This is a genomic window from Corynebacterium hylobatis (assembly GCF_003955685.1).
Taxonomy (GTDB): domain Bacteria; phylum Actinomycetota; class Actinomycetes; order Mycobacteriales; family Mycobacteriaceae; genus Corynebacterium; species Corynebacterium hylobatis.
Genome location: NZ_RXHJ01000020.1, coordinates 24,069 through 46,225 on the forward strand (window position 1 = coordinate 24,069; position 22,157 = coordinate 46,225).

The window sequence follows — 22,157 nt, forward strand, 5'->3', positions numbered from 1 at the left end:
TGATGTACGTGTCGACCTTCCTCATGCGCGACGGCCGCGTCGCCAACCTGGAAGCCCACCTCAACCGCCTCCGTGAGGAGACCACTTACAACCCAGCACTCGTCGACGAGGTTCGTGTGAAACTCCGTGAGGCCGGCCCCGGAATCTTCCGTCCCGCCATCCGCGTCGGCCAGACGACGGTGACCGTGGAACTCCACCCCTCGATCATGCCGGCGGAGGAGATCACCGTCGACGCCGAGGGGATCCTCGACCAGCGTCGTCACCCCACCCGCAAGGGCCCGGACTTCGGCTGGCAGATCCGGCACCTGAACATGCTCCGCCACTCCGGTTCCGATGCCGGCCTGCTCATCGACGAACGCGGCAATGTCATCTCGGGGGTCTTCTCCGCTGTGCTCTTCCTGGATCTGAAGGAGGGCACCGTCAACGTCTCCGCCCACCAGCGCGCCTCGGATTCGGTGACGCTGGAGGCGGCCCTGGAGCTGCTCACCGGCGCGGGACTCAGGATTGTCGAGCATCCGGAGGGGCTGACCATGCTGCAGCTGCGCAGCAACGAGACCTGGCTGCTCAGTTCCATGGAAGGTGTGCGCAAGGTCACCGGCTGGCTGGAATACGGCTCCGTGCTGGCCCCGAGCAGCCTCAGCGCCCCACGCTTGGGCGCTCCCACCCACCGGGAGATCAACCAGCGGATGTGGGAGCGGGCCGGACAGGTCTAGAAGATCGGGGTGTCGGGACAACCGGCCCTGATATTTTTCGGCTTCGTGTTCAAGGCATGTGAGGACTCCCCGACGGTCACGCGGCAGATCCACTCCCACGACCCGGGTATGCAAGCAGGCGTCATTCCTGGCCACACCCCGATACCGGAGTCGGCGTACTCCACGGGTGGTACTGACGATAAGTCTCCCGACACCAGTCCGGGCGGGAGCGTCATCCTGTTATGATGATGCAACCGCGCCTATTTTCGGCAATATTCACGCTGGCCATCGTCGCGGACACGACAAGCGGGTGGGCGTGCCTGCAGGTGCCAGCAGCCGCAAACTGCTGAAGCACCGTTAGTGAACGAGGTTGATTCCCATTACTCCGGACCAGACTTCTGCAGCAGAGTTGCTGACATGGGAACACGACGGGGTGCCAGGTTCAGCCATGTGGTGGTCTGCAAATGACCGGGTGGCGCCCAAGAAACTTGTCGCGGTCGATGACCGGCTCACCGCAGTTCAGGCAATGAGGTATGCAGCTCAGGGCACGGCAATGCTATGGCTGGGCGACTTCTATAACGCAAAACAAATTTTAAGTGCACTGGATCGACGCCTAGCAAAGGGCCGTGGGCGGGCAGCAGGTCAGCCCGCCATGACCGGTGCAGAGGAATTTTACCGTATCCGTCAGGCCAGAGCCCAACGTTCGCGGATGATGTCGTTGGTTCTGGTGCCGCTCACCTTTGACACACAGAGCGGGAGTGCAATAGTGCCCTTGCCTCGCGCCCCGCAAGTTGGTCCGGCGGTTGAGTTCGGATACGGACAGCATCACAGCTCCAGCGAAGAGGGTGCCGTGGTGAGTCTGCAGGAGTTGATCGGGGTACAAAGTGCCTATCAATGGTTCTTGAACGGCGTGGACGTTCCCGCTTTGAACGCGAAGATCCACCCTCACTACGGTACGTTTCTGCCCACCCGTCACGAGTATGTGGATCTTGTTGCCCAGGCACCGCTGAACAGTCGGAATTTAGCGTTCGATGTCGGCACCGGCACTGGAGTACTGGCCGCAGTACTCGTGAACCGTGGCGTGAAAAAGGTGCTGGGAACAGACCTCAACCAGCGTGCGGTGGACTGCGCGAACGACAACTTCGCCCGACTGGGCATGCAAGGCGCCGCAGAGGCTCAGTTGACCAGTATGTTCCCTGCAGGACGGGCGCCGCTCATCGTCTGCAACCCACCGTGGTTGCCGGGCAGCGCAGCAACCACACTCGATGCAGCAGTATATGACCCCGGTAGCAAAATGCTGCTGCAATTTCTGACCGGGTTGCCGCATCACCTCACCGATGACGGAGAGGGTTGGTTGATCCTCTCTGATCTCGCCGAGCTGCTTGGCTTACGCAGTCGACAGATGCTTCTGGACGCAATTGATGAGGCTGGGCTTCACGTGATCGATCGGCTCGACACGGCGCCCACCCATAGGCGAGCGAAAGATAGCTCAGACCTTCTACACGCCGCACGCTCGAGGGAAGTCACCTCGCTATGGAGACTGCAAACAAAAGGATCTGTGCCGCGGCGGTGAACATCCCCCATATGATCTGACCGGACGGCCGTACGTGAAGCACCACATGGTGTACTGCGTCCAGCGGACTGAGTGCCGCAGATGCGGTGGCCAAGTACGGTCCTGGTCGATGTCAGGTTCACAAGTGTCCCTGCACGGAGTCCATAAGGCGTGTGCGCACTCCACGCTTTCGGGGCGCAAGGGTTAACATCCCGGCCTGACAAAAAGCCTCAACGGACCTCGAAAAGCACGTCGTCCCCGGCCAGCATGCCCATCGCGCTTCGCGGTAGAGGACTGACTTCGCCCTGCGCCACGCTTTCTGGTGACAGTGTCACGTCGTCGAAATCAGCGACCTCAAGGGTATAGGCAAAGCGGTTGACCGGAGCACCCTCCAAGCTCGCCTCCCAGGAACACACCACGATGGTCCCATCAGGCCCCTGGGGACTGGCCGACACGTGTTCATCGGCTGCAAGTTCCGATACCCCCAGTATCTCCCCTTCGGAATCCCGCAGGACAACCTCGTCACCGGCGCTGAGCCAGCCGTCAAAATACAAGCACCTTTCCTGACTTACCCGCTGCGTGTCGACCTGCCCTGAGCGTCCACTCACCGTCACCTGCACAGCGGTGGTCTGTTCCAGGGACCCGCATCCGGGAAAGGCACCGCTGATTGCCGCCAGCGGCTTATCCCGCAGCGGCCAGGTCGCCCAGCAGGTGGTGTGACAGCCATGTCAGACCCCCTCCATAATGTCGACGGGCCGCTCAGAAATCTGACGCAGCTGGAAACCCTCCGGAAGATCCCTGATCCCGGCCGCAACCACCGCGAGATGAGGAAGCGCCTCGGTTTCCGCCCAGACATGAACCCCGGTAAGGCCGATGAGGCCGGCCACGGTGATCACCCTGTCGATCACCTCGCGGGCAGTGGCCCCATCTGTCATCCCATCCACATACACAGCCGCGTCTGAATACTCCGCAAGCACATCAAGAGGCAGGCTTCCCGCACCAGCAAAGATAATTAAACTCTAATACATTCTACGTCAACTAATATTTTATATTCAATTGCTTGTTCTGGAAACGTCACCCGAGAAAGCCAAGAGGACACCTACCTGGCGTAACGTACAGCTTCAGGCAGGCCCCGCCCCCTGAGCAAGACCCTAGCCAAGAGACCACACTGAAGCGCATAAGGACCCCTCGCCCTGTTAGATATCTACCCCTTACCGGCAGCTGCAGACACATCGCGCCAAAGGAGTATCGCAACCTTCTTCGGCGTCGTGAAGCGGATAGATACTGGGGAGATCCGCCAAGATCCGAGGCGGAAAACCCTATCTTTTCGAGGCCTCGAGAGCTCACCCGTAGCGGCGGTACTGTCGCACCACCCAGCGGGTGATTTCCTCAAGGAAATGGCGATCAAAGACGGTACCCATTGCCCAGCCCGCCATCCGAAGTATGCGTTAGCGTAGCAACTCACCCGCGACCCTCCCCCTTTGTCCAGGGAGGAAAGTAACGGGGGCACCTCCCGGGGGAGGGGCCCTCGACACATGCACAGTTACTTATTATTTTGATGACAGGTAACCAACAAGCTTGATCAAGCGGATCCGGGTTCGGGTCCCACAGAGGAGAACCAGATGCCCACGTCCCTGTACTGCACCAGTGAGCCCCATTTCCCTGTGTGGGGTGATTCCGCGCGTCCGGGTAGCCAGGGAGTTGCTGACGAGAGGGAGGACTGGGTAATCAACGCCAGGTGTCGCCAAGGGGATCCTGAGGAGCTTTTCGTGCGCGGTGCACAGCAGCGAAAGGCGGTGGCGATCTGCCGACCCTGCCCGGTCCTGAAGCAGTGCCGGGCCGAGGCGCTGGATAAACAGGAGGAATTCGGCGTGTGGGGTGGCCTGACGGAACGTCAGCGCCGTGCCCTGCTGCGGCAGAATCCTCAGGTGGAAAATTGGGCGGAGTATCTCGCCGCCGGCGGTGAGCTGCACGGCATCTGAGTCCACGCTACTGCAACCCCCTGGATTATCAATCGCCGGCGACTGACGGGCGGAGGCAGAAGTAGGTGGGGTGATTGGCGCGCACCACGGTACGCGGCCAACCGCGCTGCCACCGCCTGGATTGAGCGTGAAGTGCGGGTGGGAGACTGCCGTGGACCCATCGCCGTGCGCGGTGTCCAATGCTGTCCAACGCCGGAGGGGAAGGCATCCGCCACGCCCGATACCTGCAACGAATTAACGACGCGGTACTAGAAGATCGGATACTCATCGTCGAAGGCATCGGGGGCTTCCTCGATGAGAGTGTCCGGCGGGGTGTCGGAGTGTGCTCCGCAGCCGTAGGTGGCGTGGACAATGTGGCCGTCCGCCGAGAACTCGTTGGCGCACGCACCGAAGTTCTCCCCCAGCACCTCCCCCGCGGGCACGAAGAAGGCGCAGGTGCGGCAGTGCAGGGTCGCCTTCTCCGCGAATTCGCTGTTGGGGCCGTAATCGCCCGTGCGCCAGCGCTGTCTGGCGTTCTCCAGCCCCTTCTTCGACAGGACGAGACGGCCGTCCTCGGCCTCGGTGAGACGCTCGTCCCCCGGCTCGGGTGGCATGAGGTCGCCGGGGCCGAGGTCGCCGGGGCGGATCCGGTCGATCCACGGCACCCACTCGGGTGCGCGGAGAGCCTCCCCGGTGGGGGCGGGCACGAGGGCGAGTTCATTGACGGTGACGTGGCGGGAACCGGAGGCGCAGGCCAGGACGGCATTCCACTCCCAGCCGCTGTAGCCGGGCACATCCGCGGCGAAACGGTGGGTGGCGACGTTCTTCGTCAGCCCCTGGACCCCGATGTGCTCGCCGACTGGCCCGTCCCCGAGTTCCTCCAGGGCGGTGCGGGCGAGTTCGACGGCGCGGGCGTCGAGAAGCGGACTGCGCTGCTGGGCAGATTTCCTGCGACGATGAGAGGAGGACACGCCCCCATTATGGGCCATGTGCGGCATGATGTAACCCATGGGTCTCAGGGAAGCCACTGCAACGCTCCTCATATCATCCACTGCAGGTCTCGTCTCCTGCGCGGGGGAACCCGTGGAAGTGGAGCAGCTGGTACCGCGGATCGTGGCGGTCCACCCCTTCGACGCGAGCAGCTTCACCCAGGGCCTGGAGCTCGAGGAGGGGGGCACGCTGCTGGTGGGCACGGGCGAATACGGGGAATCACGCATCTACCGCACCACCCTCGAGGGGCAGGAGCTGGCCTCCGCCGGGTTGGAGCCGGAGCGCTTCGGTGAGGGGATCACCCGTCACGGCGGACACATCTGGCAACTGACCTGGCGGGGACAGGTGGCGGTCAAACGCGATGCGGACACACTCGAGGAGATCGACCGCGTCCCCTACCCTGGCGAGGGCTGGGGGCTGTGCTCGACCGGGGAGGAGCTGATCATGTCCGACGGCACCGACACCCTCCGCCGGCTCGACCCCGGGACCTTCGCGGAACTCGACCGATTCCAGGTCACCGCCGACGGTCTCCCGCAGGAGAATCTCAACGAGCTCGAGTGCGTCGACGGGGACATCTACGCCAACGTATTCCTCACCACCGACATACTGCGTATCGACGCCGACGGCACCGTGACAGCCGTCATCGACGCCGCCGGCCTGCCCAACAATGCCGAACCCGCCGCCGACCACGTCCTCAACGGAATCGCGCATGTGCCGGGCACCGACCGTTTCCTGGTCGGTGGGAAACGCTGGCCCGACCTCTACGAGGTCGAGCTCATCCCCGCCCAGTAGGATGAGGAGCCATGTCCACCCCCAAGAAGGCGCGGCAGAGGTCGCTGCTGCAGTTTCTCGCTCTCCTGATCGCCGTGGTGATCATCATCGTCGCGGCGGTCCTCGCCCAGAACTGGTGGAACAACCGGCCCGGCCCCGCCCCGCAGGACATCACCGTCACGGCCCGCGTGGGTGACACCTCCCTCGAGGTTTCGCCGTACCTCGTGTGTGAGCCCGGCCTGGAGTGTCCGGAGGGTGAGGTGCCCAACCTGCCGGTGGGCCCGGATGACACTCTGGTGCTGGAGATCCCCGAGCCGATCCACGACCATGACTGGCAGCTGCTGATGATCTACGACGATCCGGCGGTCAATGACCAGCAGCTGCACGGCCCCTACGACACCGAGCAGGTGGAGATCCCCGGTTCCGTCGACCCGCTGAATGAGGGTGACCCCCGTCCCCGCCTCATGATCGTGGAGATCTCCTCCGCCCAGATCGGTCCCGACGCCGAGGGGGAGGAGACCCCCTACGCCACGGTGTGGTCCCTGAGCACCATGGCGGACCCGGCGGCGGACTAGCTGTCGAGTTCCTTCGCCACGGCGCGCAGGATCTCCGCGACCTGCCGACCGGTCTGGCGGTCGGGGTAGCGTCCGGCGGCCAGGCCCGGCTGGACCTGGATCTCCAGGACGGTCATGAGGTCCTGGACCAGGCTGCCCAGCTCCTCGGGCTTGCGACGCTGCACGGGTCGACGGCGTGGGGTGTCCAGGATCTTCACCCGCAGGGCCTGCGGTCCGCGGCGGCCGGCGGCGAAGTCGAACTCGATGCGCTGGCCGGGGACCAGCTCGTCGACCCCCTCGGGCAGCACCTGCTTGCCCACGAACACATCCTCATCCCCGGGGTTGGAGACGAATCCGAAGCCCTTATCGGCGTCGTACCACTTCACCTTGCCGATCGGCACAATGCTCACCTGTCCTTAGCTGTTGAATAGTGAAGGCGTCAGTATACCCCTCCGGGGTGGGGAGAAGTTATTTCTGCGGGGAGGGGATTCCGGCGGGAAAACAGTAGGCCCGACGCGATATGACACAAATCACATTCGGGGGGCGCGGCGCCTTGAGCTGGGATTTCTGGGGACAATTTTCCGCCCCGCCATGAAATCCATACCAATTCGTTCGCCTAGCGTGACTGAAACGTTATAAACCGTTATCGTATCGGGCAGGCACCGCGCAGTACCGTTCCTCGCCACCCACGCCGAGCCCTGTCCGGGAGGCGGGCGGCCGCGCAGCAGAGTGCACCAGACACTTGAGAATACATGTGGACAGGGGCGGGGAAACCACCGCGGGCCAGCCAGGTCCGCACCGGTCGACGGTCAGAGAAGTACAGCCGTTGCCCTCGGGGTGAAGCCCCACGACAGTGGGGCCGGGCACAGTGATCCTCCGCCCGAACCCGACAGCTCACCTCGCAGGCGTGAACATGAGAGGAACACAGCAATCATGGCACGTCATACCCGTAAGACCGTTTCCGTCGCGGCCAAGCTCGCCGCCACCACCGCCGCATTCGGCACCGCCGCAGCCCTGCTGGCACCGGCCGCCGCCGCCGCCCCGGACTCCGACTGGGACCGTCTCGCACAGTGCGAGGCCGGCGGTGACTGGAACATCAACACCGGCAACGGCTACCACGGTGGCCTGCAGTTCTCCCCCTCCACCTGGGCCGCCTACGGTGGCACCCAGTACGCGGCCACCGCCAACCAGGCCACCCGCGAGCAGCAGATCGCCGTCGCCGAGAAGACCCTCGCCGGCCAGGGCTGGGGCGCATGGCCCGCATGCTCCGCACGTCTGGGCCTGAACTCCGCCCCGACCCCGCGCACCGCGCCGACCACCGAGGCATCCGCCCCGGCCCAGGTCCAGCAGATCGTCGCCCAGTCGGAGGAGCAGTCCGTGATCTCCGGCGCGTCCTCCGATGAGCTCGCCGTCGACGCCGTCTACGGCCTCGTCCGCGACTCCCTGGCCCAGTACGGTGTCGGCGTCCCGGCTGCCCTCGACGCCACCTACAACGCCAACCGCCATGACTTCAACGCCTTCTACGGTGCGAACCGCGGCACCATCGACGCTGTCGTGGGTCTCTAGAAAACCACGTCAGAAGCCGCCGACCTCAGCCTGAGATCGGCGGCTTTTCCGCTTTCCCCCTCCAGAGACTGATCCCCCGCGCACCAGGAAGGTGCGCGGGGGATCAGTCTGCGTCTGGGAAGTGTCCCGGACCCCTACTTGTTGAAGCGGGTGTACGGGTGGACGTAGCCCAGCTCTTCCGCGGGGCGCGGAAGGACCAGGTCGTCACCGTAGGGGCTGGACGCACCAGCCAGGGTGGAGGTAATTTCGGTCACCACGTGGCCGTCAGTCCGCGGGATGTGCTTCGGCCAGCCCGGATCGACATAGCCCTTCTTCTCAACGTTAGCCATGGTCTTATTGTTGCAAAACTACGGCGGAAAAGTAACTTGAACTGCAACTAAAATCAGTTGCACCATGTCTGCCACCCCCGAAAGCCCCGATTTCCGCACCTGGCTGGCCCAGTGTGATGACCGCGAGCTGGCGAATCTGCTCCGTGCCCGCCCCGATGTGGTTCTTCCGCTACCCCCGGGAATCACCCCTCTCGCCGCCCGCCTTGAGCTGCGGGCCTCCGTGGGCCGGGCCGTGCGCACCCTGAACGCCCTGGAACTGGCGGCCCTGGAGGCGGCCGCCGACCTCGGCGCGGAGCTGGAGCCGGTGGCGACGACTGACGTCATCAACCGGGTCTGTGCGGCGACCACCGCCGCCCCGGCCCAGGTGGAACAGGCGCTACGCCGGCTACGGGAACTGGCCCTGTGCTACGGCTCCGGGCAGTCCCTGCGGATCACTGCGGAGGCCATGGCAGCCCTGCCGCAGGACTGGCAGCTGCTGGATGATGCCCCCGCAGTGATGGAACTGGCGGTGATAGAGAAGCTGAACCAGCCACAGCGGGCGATCCTGGACACGCTGCTCAACTCAGGAGGGGTGGGTCGCACGAAGCATGCGGCGGTGGACGCCGACCCGGGCCACCCCGTCCCGCAGCTGATCAATGCCGGGCTGCTCGTACGGGTGGATGCCGGCACCGTGCGGCTGCCCCGGCGGGTACGGGCGCTGCTGCGCGGCGGGGATATCACCCAGCGGCCGTTGACGCCCTCGCCCCGGGTGCTGGGGGAGACGCGTGCCGACGACCGGGGGCGCGACCGCGCCGACCACGCCGGCGCGGGGGCGGGGCTGGAGGTGGCCCGGAACCTCCGGCAGCTCATCGAGCTGCTCGGCGAGAACCCTGCCCCCCTGTTGAAGGAGGGTGGGGTGGGGGTACGCACCGTGACCACGCTCGCCCGCGCCTTGAGCGTGGAGGAGGCGGAAGTCCACCGCCTGGTCAGCCTGGGGACCGCGACCGGACTGCTCGGCCGTGGGGAACCGGATCCACTGCCGGCCGATGATGAGGGGTCCGACTATCTCTCCCCCACCCTGGCCGCCGACGGGTGGTTGGACTCCGACCTGGCCACACGTTGGGTGGCCATGCTCTCCGGATGGTTGGATTCACCCTGGGCGCCGTGGCTGATCGGCACCCGGGATGAGAAGCGGCAGCCGGTCCGGCTGCTCAGCGACGCCATGAAACGGCCGCACCTCGCCGAACACCGCCGTCTGCTGGTCACCCGCCATACGCTCGTGGCGCCCGGTGTGGACGTCACGGACGAGCAGATGCGCGACGACCTCTTCTTCACCCGCCCCGTGGCCGCCACCCTCCTGCCGGAGGAGACCATCTCCGAGATCGTGGCGGAGGCCCGTTGGATCGGCGCTCTGGCGCAGGGGACGGCGACCTCCGTCCTGCGGGCGCTGCTCGACCCTGCGGCAGACGCTCTCGCCGTGGCCGGGGAGGTCACCCCCAGCACCGTGGAGAGGGTGATCCCGCAGGCCGACATGACGGTCATGGCCCCCGGTCCCCTGTCGCGGGACCTGCAGACGGAGCTGGACCTCCTCGGGGAGCTGGAGTCCGCCGGGCTGGCCAGCGTCTACCGGGTGACGGAAACCTCCGTGCGCCGCGCGTTGGACACCGGCCGTACGGCCACGCAGCTGCGGGACTGGCTCACCGACCACTCCCTCGGTGAGGTCCCTCAGTCGATCCTCTATCTCATCGAGGACGTCGCCCGCCGCCACGGCACCCTGCGGGGTGGGCCGGCGCTGAGCTACCTGCGTTGCGACGACCCCGCGCTGCTCACCGAGGCCGCCCGCACACCGGCCGCGGAGCGGGTGGCACTGCGGATCATCGCGCCGACGGTGGCGGTGGCGCAGGCGCCCCTGGCGAAGGTCATCGACGAGCTGCGGGAGGCTGGTTTCCAACCGGTCGCGGAGGACGCCACCGGCGCGGCACTGGACATCCGGCCGAAACCCGCGCGCCTGCCCGCCCCCGACATCCCGGTGAAGGCACCGCCGGTGCTCGATGAGTCCCGGATCAGCGCGGCGGTCGCCGCGATCCGCCGGGCGGACGGCGCGAAGGAGGCCGGTACGGCCCACACTGCCCCGGACACCCGCACCACCCTGGCGCTGCTGCAGGCGGCGGCGCGGGGCGGGCGGACCGTGACGCTCGGGTTCGTCGACAAGCACGGGCGGGCCATGCACCGCGCGGTGACCCCCCTGACGGTGACGGGCGGGCAGGTCGACGCCCTCGATGAGGTGAGCGGCCAGGTGCAGCGCTTCATGCTGCACCGCATCACGGAGGTCCTGCTGGGGTAGCTGCACTGCGGGATCGTTGGGTTTATGCAACACCATGTTGCATGACTCCGAGAAAACAGCCGAAGAGTCCGATATTTAATCGGGTTCGTGTGCAGCTGGCTGAACTGATCAATGTCAACCCCCAGACCATCGGCGCGCTCGAGCGCGGTGACCACTCCCCCAGCCTGGACCTCGTCCTGCGGATCTGCGAGACCTTCGGACTGCCCGTGGAGGCGATCTTCTCCCGCACAGGTTCAACCCGATGTCCGCGGAACTCTACCGACCCACCCAGGAGCTGTCATGACGTCCGACAGCCGACTACGGCGGTGGCAGTACCTCGCCGATAACGCCCTCGCTTCGAGGGCCTGCGCCGGCCACGCCCCACCCGTGCACTGATAGCCGTCTACTTCACCGGGCTCGCCCTGGCGATGGTCTTCCTGGCCGGGTCATTCCTCTGGATGCACTTCCTGTGGTTCCACTTCGCGGCCCTGTTTGCCTCCCTGGTGGCGTGGACGGTGCTGCGCTCCTCCATCGACGCGAAGGACACCGCACCGGAACAGGTGCTCGCCGACCGGCGCCGACGCAGTCTCCGGATCTTCGAGAACCTGCTCATCCTCGGCGGGGCGGCGGTGATCGTCCTCGGTTTCATGTTCCGCAAGGACATCGATGTGGCCACGATGTCCGTGTTCGCCGGCATATACATGATCATGCTGTACCTGTCCGTGGGCACCCTGCCGGTGGTCGGTTACGCGCTGAACTTCAACCGGGAAGACGCCGACACCGACCCCGAAGAGGAATACTGAAGGACATGCCCACACTCCACATCGACCACCTGAACAAGTCGTTCGGGGACAACCGCGCGCTCAATGACATGACCTTCTCTGTGAATCCCGGCGAGATCTACGGTTTCGTCGGTTCCAACGGAGCAGGCAAATCGACCACCATGCGCATCGCGCTGGGCGTGCTCTCCGCGGATTCCGGTCAGGTGCGCTTCGACGACACCCCCATGAACGACGACATCCGCCGCCGCATCGGCTACATGCCGGAGGAGCGCGGCCTCTACGGCAAGGAGGGCATCGCCGACCAGCTGACCTACTTCGGGCGGCTGCACGGCATGTCCGGGAAGTCGGCCCACGACTCGGCGACCTCCCTGCTCGAGCAGCTCGGACTGGGCGAGCGTGCCGGCGACAAACTCGACGACCTCTCCCTGGGCAACCAGCAGCGCGTGCAGCTGGCGGCCTCTCTCATCCACGAGCCGGAGCTGCTCATCCTCGATGAGCCCTTCTCCGGCCTCGACCCCGTCGCGGTGGAGGTGATGAGCCGGATGCTGACCGAACGTGCCCGGCAGGGCGTGCCGGTGATCTTCTCCTCCCACCAGCTCGACCTGGTGCAGCGCCTCAGCGACCGGGTGGGTATCGTCGCCCGGGGTTCCATGGTCACGGAGGGCACCGTCGATGAACTACGCATGTCCGGCCCCGTCCGCTTCGAGGTGCACACCCCGGCGCGCGGCTGGTACCCGGAAGGCACGCAACTGGTCAGCGAGACCGACCACGGGGTCGTCCTCGAGACCGCCGACCCGGCCAATGACCAGCAGATCCTGCAGGCCGCCATCGCCGCCGGCCCCGTCCACGCCTTCACCCGTCTGATCCCAGACCTGACCGACCTGTTCCGGGAGGTTATCGCCGCATGAGCTACTCGTCGATGAACACCATCACCACCGTGGCAAAACGGGAGATGCGGGTGGCCCTCCGCAACAAGGGCATCATGGTCTCCGTGGTACTCACCCTGGTGCTCACCCTGGCCGGCATCGGAGCACTCACGCTGCTGTCCGAGCGTGAGGGCGGGCGACCCTCCATCGCGGTGGTCGGGATGAACGTCCCCACCCCGGAGGAATCAGAGGTCATCTTCGTCAATGTCGCCGACCGGGAGGACGCAATGACCTCACTCGAGATGGGCGATGACGACGCCGCGCTGGTCCCCACCGGGCAGGGCTGGGAACTGCTCGCGGAGGGGGCGCCCTCCCCCGCCGTCCTGGGGGCGGCCACCCAGCTGGTGAACTCACAGGCCACCGAGGAGGCACTCGCCGGTTTCGGGCTCACCCCGGAGGAATTCGCCACCGCCCTGCCACCGACCACGGTCATCCCCGTGGACCTCGGGGCCGACGCCACCGCCGAGACCAACTACCCGGCCGTGCTCACCGTGCTGGCCGGCGTGGTCGTCCTCATGTTCACCGTCATGCTCTTCGCCGGCAACATCGGCGGCCGGGTCACCGCGGAGAAGTCCTCGCGCGTGGTGGAGATCATCCTCGCCAGTGTGCGGCCAATGGATTTCCTGGCCGGCAAGATCCTCGGCAACGTCATCTTCGGCTTCCTGGCCACCACCGTCATGGTGGTCATCGCCGGTGCCGCCCTGGCCTTCTCCGGTCTGCTGGAGGGCCTGGAATTCGACTGGGGCATCCTCGCGGTCCTGCTCGTCGGCTTCCTGCTGGGCATGATCTTCTTCGGCAGCCTCTACGCCGCGGCGGGTGCGATGGTGCAGCGCACGGAGGACCTGCAGTCCACGCAGATGCCGATCCTCCTCCTGCTGATCGCCACCATCTATTCCGCCACCTTCGGCTTCAATGCGCTCGACTCCACCTGGATGGAGGTTCTGGCCTGGGTCCCGCCGATGTCCGTGGCAGTGGCCCCGCTGCAGTATGCGGCCGGCAACTTCGGCCTCGGCCAGCTCGCCCTGTCCTACGGGGTCCTGGCGCTGACCAACCTGCTGGCCATCTGGCTGGTGGCACGCATCTACCGGGCCGCCATCCTCAACAACGGCCGCCGTATGACCTGGCGCCAGGCGCTGACGGCCCGCTAGGGACTTGACTGACCTGCCATAATGGAATGCTGCACACCCGTCGATAAGGAGCATTCCATGGCATTCGGGAACGGCCCCCTGATCGTCCAGTCAGACAAGACCGTTCTGCTGGAGATCGACCACGCACAGGCGGATGAGGCGCGCGCCGGGCTCGCGCCCTTCGCCGAGCTCGAGCGCGCCCCGGAGCACGTTCACACCTACCGCATCACCCCGCTGGCGCTGTGGAACGCACGTGCCGCGGGACATGACGCGGAGGAGGTCGTCGACGTCCTGGAGCGCTACTCCCGTTTCCCGGTGCCCCAGCCCCTGCTCGTCGATGTCGCCGAGACGATGTCCCGCTACGGCCGCGTCCGCCTGCACAAGCACCCCGCCCACGGGCTCATCCTCGAGTCCGCCGAGCCGGCGATCCTGGCTGAGCTGCAGCGGCACAAGAAGATCCGGCCCATGCTCGGCGAACCAGTCGACGCGGAGAACATCCCCGTCCACCCCTCGGAGCGCGGCCGCCTCAAGCAGGAGCTGCTCAAGGTCGGCTGGCCGGCGGAGGACCTGGCCGGCTACGTCGACGGCGAATCCCACCCCATCGCCCTGTCCACGGAGAACGAGAACTGGGAACTGCGCGACTACCAGCGCTACGCCGCCGACTCTTTCTGGGAGGGCGGCTCCGGCGTGGTGGTCCTGCCGTGTGGGGCGGGTAAGACGATGGTCGGTGCGGCCTCCATGGCGCGCGCGCAGGCCACCACCCTGATCCTGGTGACCAACACCGTCGCCGGCCGGCAGTGGCGCGATGAACTGCTGCGCCGCACCACGCTCACCGCCGAGGAGATCGGCGAGTACTCCGGTGAGAAGAAGGAGATCCGCCCCGTCACCATCGCCACCTACCAGGTGGTCACCCGGAGGACGAAGGGTGAGTACCGCGCGCTGGAGCTCTTCGATTCCCGCGACTGGGGGCTGATCATCTACGACGAGGTCCACCTCCTGCCCGCCCCGGTCTTCCGCATGACCTCCGACCTGCAGTCACGCCGCCGCCTAGGGCTGACGGCCACGCTGGTGCGCGAGGACGGCCGCGAGGGCGACGTCTTCTCCCTCATCGGGCCGAAGCGGTACGACGCCCCGTGGCGCGACATCGAGGCCATGGGTTTCATCGCCTCCGCCGAGTGCGTGGAGGTGCGCACCACCATGACCGATTCCGAGCGGATGGTCTACGCCACCGCGGAGACCGCCGACCGCTACCGCCTGGCGGCGAGCGCGCAGGGCAAGATGCGCGTCGTCGATAAGCTCCTGGAACGCCATCGCGGTCAGCCCACGCTGATCATCGGCGCCTACCTCGATCAGCTGGAGGAACTCGCCGCGCGTTTCGAAGCCCCCGTCATCGAAGGCCGCACCCCCAACAAGAAACGCGAGGAACTCTTCGGGAAATTCCGTTCCGGGGAGATCAACGTCCTCATCGTGAGCAAGGTCGCGAACTTCTCCATCGACCTGCCGGAGGCCGCCGTGGCGATCCAGGTCTCCGGCACCTTCGGTTCCCGCCAGGAGGAGGCCCAGCGCCTCGGCCGGCTGCTGCGTCCCAAGGCCGACGGCGGCGAAGCCCACTTCTACTCCGTGGTCTCCCGGGACACCCTGGATGCGGAGTACGCGGCCCATCGCCAGCGTTTCCTGGCCGAGCAGGGTTATGCCTACCGCATCGTCGATGCGGAGGACCTGGACCAGCTTGGTTAGGCTGTCACCCATGAAGGTTTTCAGGTTCGAGGTGGACGAGGCGTTCGCGAAGAAGAACAACGAGATGCTCCGGGACACCCGACGGCTGCAGCTGTCAGCGATCGTCTTCGGTGTCATCCTCCTCGGCCTGGCGGTGGTTCTCTTCGCCTGGCTGGGGGCAGGTGAGGTGTGGGGGCTGGTCGGCGGCATCATCTCGCTGACCTTCGGCCTGCTCTGCTTCTTCCTCGCCGTGGCGGTGCCCCGCAAGGTCGGCAAACCACAGGAGCTCTACGACGCCTATCCCCTGGCCCCGGCCGTGGTCGCCGAGGTCAACGAGCGTGACTACGTGCTCATGGCGCTGGTGAACACCAACGTCGACCCGCTGCTCCCGCCGCGCTGGGGTGCCGCACTGCGCACCGTCTCCCGCATCAACGGCATCAAGGAGCCGAAGCTGGGCACCCGGGTCCCCGTCGCCGCGGTCCAGGGCCGGCGCAGCGTGGGCGACCAGGAGCACTGGGATGAGATCTCCCCCATGCCCATCGCCTGGGGCACCCCGGACCAGGATGTGGTCAACACCGCCCGCCGGGCAATCCCGGAGGACCAGTGGACGCGTCTGGACAAGGCCCGCAAACGCCTCGATGAGGTCAAGGCCACCCGCTACAACCTCCTGGCGCTGTGACTGTCGCCCGGCTCCGCCAGTTCGGCGAGACGGTCTTCGCCACGATGAGCGCGAAGGCCGCAGAATTCGATGCCGTCAACCTCGGCCAGGGTTTCCCTGATTCCGACGGCCCACCCCGCATGCTGGAGATCGCGTGCGAGCAGATCCGCGGCGGTAACAACCAGTACGGCCCGGCCCGGGGCATGGCGGTGCTCCGCGAGGCGGTGGCTGCCCAACGCTCCCGCGATCATCAGGTCAGCTACGACCCGGAGACGGAGGTGCTGGTCACCGTCGGTGCCACTGAGGCGATCTCCGCGACGGTCCTCGGCCTGGTGGAACCCGGTTCCGAGGTCATCGTCCTGGAGCCTTACTACGATGCCTACGCCGCCGCCATCGCCCTGGCCGGGGCGCAGCGGGTGGCGGTGTCACTCGTCGCCGACGGGGCCGGCTGGACGGTGGATGTCGACGCCGTACGCGCCGCCGTCACCGGGAGGACCGCGATGATCATCGTCAACTCCCCGCACAACCCGACCGGTTCCGTCTTCTCCCGCGAGGCGCTCACGGAACTCGCCGCCGTCTGTGTGGAACATAACCTGCTGGTGCTGGCCGATGAGGTCTACGAGAATCTCCTCTTCGACGGGGTCACCCACACCGCCCTGGCCTCCCTGCCGGGCATGTTCGAGCGCACCGTCACCGTCTCCTCGGCCGCGAAGACCTGGAACGTCACCGGCTGGAAGACCGGCTGGGCGCTGGCTCCCGCCGCGCTTCTCGACGCCGTCCTCAAGGCCAAGCAGTTCATGTCCTTCGTCGGCGCCACGCCCTTCCAGCCCGCCGTCGCGCATGCCCTCAACGAGGAGTCCGCGTGGCTGAACGACATGGTGGTCGAACTCGCCGGGGGCCGTGACCTGCTGGTCGCCGGCCTGCGCTCCGCGGGTCTGGAGGTCCACGACACCCACGGCACCTATTTCGTGGTGGCCGACATCGCCCCGCTCGGGGAGACCGACGGTGTCGCCTTCTGCCTCGACCTGCCCGAACGCATCGGTGTCGCCGCCATCCCCGCCCAGGTCTTCTGCGACGATCCCGGGCCCTGGCGCACGAAGGTGCGCTTCGCCTTCGGCAAACGTCACGAAACCCTGCGGCTGGCCGTGGAACGGCTGCAGCAGCTCTAACCGACCGCCTCCAGCGGGTCGGTGGCCGCTGCCTGCCGCGCCGGCCAGATCGCGGCGAGCACACCCACCACCACCGCAGCGACCAGCACCACCGCCATCTGGTCCCACGGGATCGCCCAGCGGGTGATCCCCTGGTCAGCGAGTGCGCGGACGAAGCACCAGCCCAGCCACACGCCGAGAATGATGCCCGCGGTCGCGCCCAGGCCCGCGATGTGGATCGACTCGATGGTGACCATCCGCCGGATCTGGCTGCGCTGCATACCCACCGCCCGCAGCATGCCGAATTCACGGCGGCGCTCCATGATCGACAGCGCCAGCGTGTTGATGATCCCCAGCACCGCGATGATCACACTCAACGCCAGCAACGCATAGACCAGGGCGAGCAGCTGGTCGATCTGCTCGGCGCTGGCCAGGCGGTACTCCTCCTTCGTCAGCACCTGCAGTACCCCGTAGGGATCAGTGGTGCTGAGGACCTGCTCGTGCATCTCTGCTTCGTCGGCGCCGTCCGTGAATGTGACGAAGAGGTCCTGCATGATCCACGAACTGCGGTCGGGCAGGATCTGCTCCGCGGCAGCCTCCGTGACGGCGACGGGGGTGTAGGCGGCCGAGTCCGCCCAGATCACCCGGACAGGCACCTCCAGGGATGCCACTGATACCGGGGAGGCGATCTCCACGAGGTCACCGACGGACACGCCGAGCTCCCGCGCCACCGTCTTACTGAGCCCCGCCCCAGGTGCCGTGGTGAGATCCGCGAAACCTCCGCCGAGGATCTCCAGGCGCAGTGCGAGAGTGGGATCCACGGTGAGGACATTGCTCACCGCGCCCGCCGCACTGGTGGTCCCGGTTCTACCGGCGACACTGAGGGGTGCCCACAGGCTGGGCACGACAGCGTCGACCCCGTCGATGGCGCTGATCTCGTCGGCAACCTGTCCGGGGATGCCCTGGGTGGAGAGGAGACCCGTCGAGACCACGGTCTGGGCACGCATCTCCTCGTCGATGGAGCCGTAGACGGAGAGCTTCATCGACGCCCCGAGGATGCCCACGGCGGAGACGAGCGCCACCCCGAGAGTGAGCGCAAAGGCTGTGGCGGCGGTACGCCGCGGATTCCGGGCCAGGCTCGTGCGTGCCAGCAGGGGCACCACCGCCCGGAACGGTGTGCGCGCGGTGAAGATCCCGCGGGCCAGCCCCGCCTGGAGAAGCAGCGCACCCAGAATGAGCGTCAGGGCACCGATGCCGGTCAGCACCGCCCGGGTGGTGGTGGACCAGTCCGTCATGAAAGCGGCCGTCACGGTCGCGACCACACCGGCCACCGCCAGGACCCCGCCCAGGATGCTGCGTGCCCCCACCGGCTGGGTGCTCGACTGCTCCCCGGAACGCATGGCCTGCACGGGTCGGATCGCACCGGCGCGACGCGCGGGCACCCAGGCGCTCAGCAGGGTGACCACGATGCCCACCCCCAGGGGAACCAGGATGCTGGCTGCGTCGAGTCCCAGACCAGAATCCGGGAAACCGAGCCCGAATGCCTCCATTGCGGTGACGATGAGACGCACCAGACCGATGCCCACCCCGATGCCGAGGACGGAACCGAGGACACCGATGAAAGCTGCCTCCACCAGCACGGAGCTGGTCAACTGGGGACGGGACATGCCGATGGCACGCAGGAGGGCGAACTCCCTCGTCCGTTGCGCCACGATCATGGAGAACGTGTTCGAGATGATGAACGTCCCCACCAGCAGGGCGATGAGCCCGAAGGCGACGAGGATGTAGGTGAAGAAGGCCAGCAACGAGGAGATCTGCTCGGAGTCCTGTGCGGACGCCTCCTCTGAGGTCAGGATGTCGAAGCCGGGGTAGCGGGCAGCCAGGGCATCGCGGCTGACCTCCCCGCGGACGAGGATCCGGTCAGTGGACACCCCGTCCGTGAACTCCGTGCGATACAGTTCCTCCGCAATCTGGACGCCCGCCCACCCGCCGGTGGCGGTGGGGAGCTCCGTCAGTCCGACGATCTCGAAATCAGTCCGTTTCGAGGTGTCGATGACCGTGATGGTGTCCCCCAGGCTGATGCCGGCCCGCTCCGCCGCAGCGGTGTTCACCACTGCCTCAGTGGACTCCTCAGGTGCCCGCCCCGCAATGATTGTGACGCCGCCCGTCGTTGTAGCCTCCGGCTGGGTGAAAGGCAGGAGCCAGGAACCCGCACCACCGGACTGGTAGGGGGCATCGTCCGGACCGATGATCACGACTGGCTGGATATCGGTGGTCTCCACCTTCTCCACCCCCGGCAGGGCCTCGATCTCCTCCCCCATGGCGCGGGTGAGCCGATGATCGGGTGTGGAGTTGAGCACGACGTCTGAGCCCTCGTAGCTGGCCGCAGTAATGTCATCGAAGGCCTTCGACAGCGAGGCGGTGAGGATGAATCCCCCGGACACGAAACTTGTACCCAGCACCACGGCCAGAACCGTCATGATCAGTCGCAATCTGTGGGCGGCGATGCTGCGCAGGGAGATCTTCTGCAGGATAGGCAGTGAAGTCATCCCCGTACTCCCCGTGACCTGTCAGGGCGGGGGGTAGGACAGAGTCGGTCCATGGTCGTATTCATTTCCTCACGCAGATGCCGGCGACGAGTCCTCTCGTCTATCCTGTTATTCTTCCCGTTCCAACCGTCAACATCCATCCGGAATGTTGTGAATTGTGTCCGAACTTGTGGTATCCGTCGTGTTTGTGGAACGCGAAAACCCCGGTTGCGTGATCCGTCTGTGTTTCACAGGGGATCACACCACCGGGGTGTTTCGTCTGTATTGAGTTGTTCTTTTAGTTTTAGCGTCGGCGGCAACCTACTCTCCCACACCCTCCCGAGTGCAGTACCATCAGCGCGGGCAGGCTTAGCTTCCGGGTTCGGAATGGGACCGGGCGTTTCCCTGCCGCTATCAACCACCGACACACCCACAGGACAACCAACCACACGATGCGTGCGGTGATGTCCCGGCAACACCCACACAACTGTGTGCAGGGGTGTGCTGTGTCAGACACTGCATAATGGACGCGAACACAAAACCCATTGTGTTTTTTCGTTACGTTACGTGCTCACACCCACAATGTGGGGTGTGTTGTTGGTCGGTCAATTAGTACCGGTCACCTCCACACATTACTGTGCTTCCAGATCCGGCCTATCAACCCCATCATCTATGGGGAACCTCAACAGAAACCTCATCTCGAAACAGGCTTCCCGCTTAGATGCTTTCAGCGGTTATCCCTTCCGTACGTAGCCAACCAGCCCTGCTCCTGGCGGAACAACTGGCACACCAGAGGTACGTCCGTCCCGGTCCTCTCGTACTAGGGACAGCCTTCCTTAAGTTTCCACGCGCGCGGCGGATAGAGACCGAACTGTCTCACGACGTTCTAAACCCAGCTCGCGTACCGCTTTAATGGGCGAACAGCCCAACCCTTGGGACCTACTCCAGCCCCAGGATGCGACGAGCCGACATCGAGGTGCCAAACCATCCCGTCGATATGGACTCTTGGGGAAGATCAGCCTGTTATCCCCGGGGTACCTTTTATCCGTTGAGCGACACCACATCCACAAGTAGGTGCCGGATCACTAGTCCCGACTTTCGTCCCTGCTCGAGCTGTCACTCTCACAGTCAAGCTCCCTTGTGCACTTACACTCACCACCTGATTGCCAACCAGGCTGAGGGAACCTTTGGGCGCCTCCGTTACCATTTAGGAGGCAACCGCCCCAGTTAAACTACCCACCAGGCACTGTCCCCGACCCAGATCATGGGCCAAGGTTGAGGTATCCAATCCGATCAGAGTGGTATTTCAACAACGACTCCCACACAACTGGCGTCATGTGATCAACGTCTCCCACCTATCCTACACAAACCGAACCGAACACCAATACCAAGCTATAGTGAAGGTCCCGGGGTCTTTTCGTCCTGCCGCGCGTAACGAGCATCTTTACTCGTACTGCAATTTCACCGGGCCTGTGGTTGAGACAGCAGGGAAGTCGTTACGCCATTCGTGCAGGTCGGAACTTACCCGACAAGGAATTTCGCTACCTTAGGATGGTTATAGTTACCACCGCCGTTTACTGGGGCTTAAATTCTCAGCTTCGCCGCCCAAAGGCAGCTAACCGGTCCTCTTAACCTTCCAGCACCGGGCAGGCGTCAGTCCGTATACATCAACTTCAACGTTTTCGCACGGACCTGTGTTTTTAATAAACAGTCGCTTCCCTCTATTCTCTGCGACCCACCCCAGCTCAAGGACGTAAAGTCCGTCACCGGTGTGGGCCCCCCTTCTCCCGAAGTTACGGGGGCATTTTGCCGAGTTCCTTAACCACAGTTCACCCGAACGCCTTAGTATTCTCTACCTGACCACCTGTGTCGGTTTAGGGTACGGGCCATGCATGTACATCGCTAGAGGCTTTTCTCGACAGCACGGGATCACCGACATCACCCCAAAAGGGCTACGCATCACGTCTCACACTTTATGTGAGGGGCGGATTTACCACTCCCCTCGTGCTACACGCTTACACCACAATCCAATAAGTGGCACGGCTACCCCACTGCGTCACCCCATCACTTGGCTACTACCAGTTCAGGCCCCACGCACGCCCCAACCAGACCAGGCAAAGCCTGACCCGGAAGGATTGTGGGTGGTTAGTATCACTGATTCACCACTGGTCGCACACACACGGGTACGGGAATATCAACCCGTTATCCATCGACTACGCCTGTCGGCCTCGCCTTAGGTCCCGACTCACCCTGGGAAGACGAACTTGACCCAGGAACCCTTAGTCATCCGGCGGGAAAGATTCTCACTTTCCAAATCGTTACTCATGCCTGCATTCTCACTCGCACACAGTCCACCACCCCTCACGGTATGGCTTCACCCCATGCACGACGCTCCCCTACCCAACGCCCATCAAAGGGTCGTTGCCGCGGCTTCGGCGGTGTACTTGAGCCCCATTACATTGTCGGCGCAGAACCACTCGACCAGTGAGCTATTACGCACTCTTTCAAGGATGGCTGCTTCTAAGCCAACCTCCTGGCTGTCTTCGCGATCCCAC

General features: G+C 65.1%; 19 protein-coding genes, 2 rRNA genes, 1 pseudogene and 1 riboswitch. Of the genes and pseudogenes, 14 read left to right on the forward strand and 8 right to left on the reverse strand.

Features of this window, described 5'->3' with window-relative positions; translation table 11 throughout:
- The first annotated feature begins 2 nt into the window (after positions 1–2).
- Positions 3–713, forward strand: coding sequence for an aminotransferase class IV (locus tag EAH68_RS13025; RefSeq protein WP_164546499.1), 711 nt, complete (start codon positions 3–5; stop codon positions 711–713).
- Positions 714–1,164: 451 nt separating this feature from the next.
- Positions 1,165–2,265 (forward strand): methyltransferase, encoded by a 1,101-nt coding sequence (locus EAH68_RS13030; RefSeq protein WP_241228462.1) that lies wholly within the window; start codon positions 1,165–1,167, stop codon positions 2,263–2,265.
- Positions 2,266–2,474: 209 nt separating this feature from the next.
- On the opposite strand, the gene EAH68_RS13035 is transcribed toward EAH68_RS13030, so the two are convergent.
- Both EAH68_RS13035 and EAH68_RS14790 read right to left on the reverse strand, forming a co-directional pair.
- The gene (locus tag EAH68_RS13035) at positions 2,475–2,798 is read right to left on the reverse strand and encodes a hypothetical protein (RefSeq protein ID WP_126121778.1); all 324 of its coding nucleotides are present in this window, start codon (positions 2,796–2,798) and stop codon (positions 2,475–2,477) included.
- Between the two features lie 174 nt (positions 2,799–2,972).
- Positions 2,973–3,140 (reverse strand): hypothetical protein, encoded by a 168-nt coding sequence (locus EAH68_RS14790; RefSeq protein WP_164546500.1) that lies wholly within the window; start codon positions 3,138–3,140, stop codon positions 2,973–2,975.
- Positions 3,141–3,866: 726 nt separating this feature from the next.
- On the opposite strand from EAH68_RS14790, the gene EAH68_RS13040 reads away from it, so the two are divergent.
- A complete protein-coding gene (locus EAH68_RS13040) occupies positions 3,867–4,226 on the forward strand; it encodes a WhiB family transcriptional regulator (protein WP_126121779.1) in 360 nt (119 codons plus the stop codon).
- A gap of 248 nt (positions 4,227–4,474) precedes the next feature.
- On the opposite strand, the gene EAH68_RS13045 is transcribed toward EAH68_RS13040, so the two are convergent.
- Positions 4,475–5,215: a DUF3027 domain-containing protein gene (locus EAH68_RS13045; RefSeq protein ID WP_439647637.1), complete on the reverse strand. Its 741-nt coding sequence runs from the start codon at positions 5,213–5,215 to the stop codon at positions 4,475–4,477.
- Here EAH68_RS13045 and EAH68_RS13050 point away from each other — a divergent pair.
- Together EAH68_RS13050 and EAH68_RS13055 are read left to right on the forward strand one after the other, a co-directional pair.
- Entirely contained in the window at positions 5,214–5,987 is a 774-nt protein-coding gene (locus tag EAH68_RS13050) for a glutaminyl-peptide cyclotransferase (RefSeq protein WP_126121780.1), read from the forward strand. The two genes, EAH68_RS13045 and EAH68_RS13050, sit on opposite strands and share 2 nt — an antisense overlap.
- Positions 5,988–5,998: 11 nt before the next feature.
- Positions 5,999–6,541 (forward strand): DUF2771 domain-containing protein, encoded by a 543-nt coding sequence (locus EAH68_RS13055; RefSeq protein ID WP_126121781.1) that lies wholly within the window; start codon positions 5,999–6,001, stop codon positions 6,539–6,541.
- Here EAH68_RS13055 and EAH68_RS13060 read toward each other — a convergent pair.
- Complete coding sequence (locus tag EAH68_RS13060) at positions 6,538–6,921, reverse strand: cold-shock protein (protein ID WP_126121797.1); 384 nt, start codon at positions 6,919–6,921, stop codon at positions 6,538–6,540. The two genes, EAH68_RS13055 and EAH68_RS13060, sit on opposite strands and share 4 nt — an antisense overlap.
- Positions 6,922–7,249: 328 nt before the next feature.
- Positions 7,250–7,445: riboswitch (cyclic di-AMP (ydaO/yuaA leader) on the forward strand.
- A gap of 8 nt (positions 7,446–7,453) precedes the next feature.
- Between EAH68_RS13060 and EAH68_RS13065 the strand changes: the two genes are divergently transcribed.
- Complete coding sequence (locus EAH68_RS13065) at positions 7,454–8,086, forward strand: resuscitation-promoting factor Rpf1 domain-containing protein (protein ID WP_126121782.1); 633 nt, start codon at positions 7,454–7,456, stop codon at positions 8,084–8,086.
- Positions 8,087–8,220: 134 nt separating this feature from the next.
- On the opposite strand, the gene EAH68_RS13070 is transcribed toward EAH68_RS13065, so the two are convergent.
- Positions 8,221–8,415 (reverse strand): hypothetical protein, encoded by a 195-nt coding sequence (locus EAH68_RS13070; RefSeq protein ID WP_126121783.1) that lies wholly within the window; start codon positions 8,413–8,415, stop codon positions 8,221–8,223.
- A 64-nt stretch (positions 8,416–8,479) separates the two neighbouring features.
- Between EAH68_RS13070 and EAH68_RS13075 the strand changes: the two genes are divergently transcribed.
- The 8 genes and pseudogenes from EAH68_RS13075 (at position 8,480) to EAH68_RS13110 (ending at position 17,095) form a co-directional block, all read left to right on the forward strand.
- On the forward strand, positions 8,480–10,738 hold the full coding sequence (locus EAH68_RS13075; protein WP_164546501.1) for a helicase-associated domain-containing protein: 2,259 nt from the start codon (positions 8,480–8,482) through the stop codon (positions 10,736–10,738).
- A 41-nt stretch (positions 10,739–10,779) separates the two neighbouring features.
- Positions 10,780–11,021, forward strand: a pseudogene (locus EAH68_RS13080) (helix-turn-helix transcriptional regulator).
- Between the two features lie 154 nt (positions 11,022–11,175).
- Positions 11,176–11,520: a hypothetical protein gene (locus tag EAH68_RS13085; protein WP_126121786.1), complete on the forward strand. Its 345-nt coding sequence runs from the start codon at positions 11,176–11,178 to the stop codon at positions 11,518–11,520.
- A 5-nt stretch (positions 11,521–11,525) separates the two neighbouring features.
- Positions 11,526–12,407 carry an ABC transporter ATP-binding protein gene (locus EAH68_RS13090; RefSeq protein ID WP_126121787.1) on the forward strand — a complete coding sequence of 294 codons (882 nt, stop codon included), beginning with the start codon at positions 11,526–11,528 and terminating at the stop codon, positions 12,405–12,407.
- Positions 12,404–13,573 carry an ABC transporter permease gene (locus EAH68_RS13095; RefSeq protein ID WP_126121788.1) on the forward strand — a complete coding sequence of 390 codons (1,170 nt, stop codon included), beginning with the start codon at positions 12,404–12,406 and terminating at the stop codon, positions 13,571–13,573. Before EAH68_RS13090 ends, EAH68_RS13095 begins: the two co-directional genes overlap by 4 nt.
- 57 nt (positions 13,574–13,630) lie before the next feature.
- Positions 13,631–15,289 (forward strand): DNA repair helicase XPB, encoded by a 1,659-nt coding sequence (locus EAH68_RS13100; RefSeq protein ID WP_126121789.1) that lies wholly within the window; start codon positions 13,631–13,633, stop codon positions 15,287–15,289.
- Between the two features lie 10 nt (positions 15,290–15,299).
- Positions 15,300–15,947, forward strand: a complete 648-nt coding sequence (locus EAH68_RS13105; RefSeq protein WP_126121790.1) for a DUF3239 domain-containing protein — start codon at positions 15,300–15,302, stop codon at positions 15,945–15,947.
- 44 nt (positions 15,948–15,991) lie between these two features.
- The gene (locus EAH68_RS13110; RefSeq protein WP_241228464.1) at positions 15,992–17,095 is read left to right on the forward strand and encodes a pyridoxal phosphate-dependent aminotransferase; all 1,104 of its coding nucleotides are present in this window, start codon (positions 15,992–15,994) and stop codon (positions 17,093–17,095) included.
- On the opposite strand, the gene EAH68_RS13115 is transcribed toward EAH68_RS13110, so the two are convergent.
- From EAH68_RS13115 to EAH68_RS13125, 3 genes are all read right to left on the reverse strand, one after another.
- A complete protein-coding gene (locus tag EAH68_RS13115; RefSeq protein ID WP_126121792.1) occupies positions 17,092–19,623 on the reverse strand; it encodes an ABC transporter permease in 2,532 nt (843 codons plus the stop codon). The two genes, EAH68_RS13110 and EAH68_RS13115, sit on opposite strands and share 4 nt — an antisense overlap.
- Positions 19,624–19,910: 287 nt before the next feature.
- Positions 19,911–20,028, reverse strand: a 5S ribosomal RNA gene (rrf, locus tag EAH68_RS13120).
- Between the two features lie 162 nt (positions 20,029–20,190).
- Positions 20,191–22,157 (reverse strand): 23S ribosomal RNA (locus EAH68_RS13125); the annotation flags it as partial.

Bases quoted from the DNA above. Each gene is read 5' to 3' on its own strand.
- EAH68_RS13055 (WP_126121781.1), top strand. From the start codon at position 5,999: ATGTCCACCCCCAAGAAGGCGCGGCAGAGGTCGCTGCTGCAGTTTCTC.
- EAH68_RS13025 (WP_164546499.1), top strand. From the start codon at position 3: ATGTACGTGTCGACCTTCCTCATGCGCGACGGCCGCGTCGCCAACCTG.
- EAH68_RS13095 (WP_126121788.1), top strand. From the start codon at position 12,404: ATGAGCTACTCGTCGATGAACACCATCACCACCGTGGCAAAACGGGAG.
- EAH68_RS13075 (WP_164546501.1), top strand. From the start codon at position 8,480: ATGTCTGCCACCCCCGAAAGCCCCGATTTCCGCACCTGGCTGGCCCAG.
- EAH68_RS13045 (WP_439647637.1), bottom strand. From the start codon at position 5,215: ATGGGTTACATCATGCCGCACATGGCCCATAATGGGGGCGTGTCCTCC.
- EAH68_RS13040 (WP_126121779.1), top strand. From the start codon at position 3,867: ATGCCCACGTCCCTGTACTGCACCAGTGAGCCCCATTTCCCTGTGTGG.
- EAH68_RS13110 (WP_241228464.1), top strand. From the start codon at position 15,992: ATGAGCGCGAAGGCCGCAGAATTCGATGCCGTCAACCTCGGCCAGGGT.
- EAH68_RS13100 (WP_126121789.1), top strand. From the start codon at position 13,631: ATGGCATTCGGGAACGGCCCCCTGATCGTCCAGTCAGACAAGACCGTT.
- EAH68_RS13105 (WP_126121790.1), top strand. From the start codon at position 15,300: ATGAAGGTTTTCAGGTTCGAGGTGGACGAGGCGTTCGCGAAGAAGAAC.
- EAH68_RS13050 (WP_126121780.1), top strand. From the start codon at position 5,214: ATGGGTCTCAGGGAAGCCACTGCAACGCTCCTCATATCATCCACTGCA.
- EAH68_RS13090 (WP_126121787.1), top strand. From the start codon at position 11,526: ATGCCCACACTCCACATCGACCACCTGAACAAGTCGTTCGGGGACAAC.
- EAH68_RS13065 (WP_126121782.1), top strand. From the start codon at position 7,454: ATGGCACGTCATACCCGTAAGACCGTTTCCGTCGCGGCCAAGCTCGCC.
- EAH68_RS13070 (WP_126121783.1), bottom strand. From the start codon at position 8,415: ATGGCTAACGTTGAGAAGAAGGGCTATGTCGATCCGGGCTGGCCGAAG.
- EAH68_RS13085 (WP_126121786.1), top strand. From the start codon at position 11,176: ATGCACTTCCTGTGGTTCCACTTCGCGGCCCTGTTTGCCTCCCTGGTG.
- EAH68_RS13115 (WP_126121792.1), bottom strand. From the start codon at position 19,623: ATGACTTCACTGCCTATCCTGCAGAAGATCTCCCTGCGCAGCATCGCC.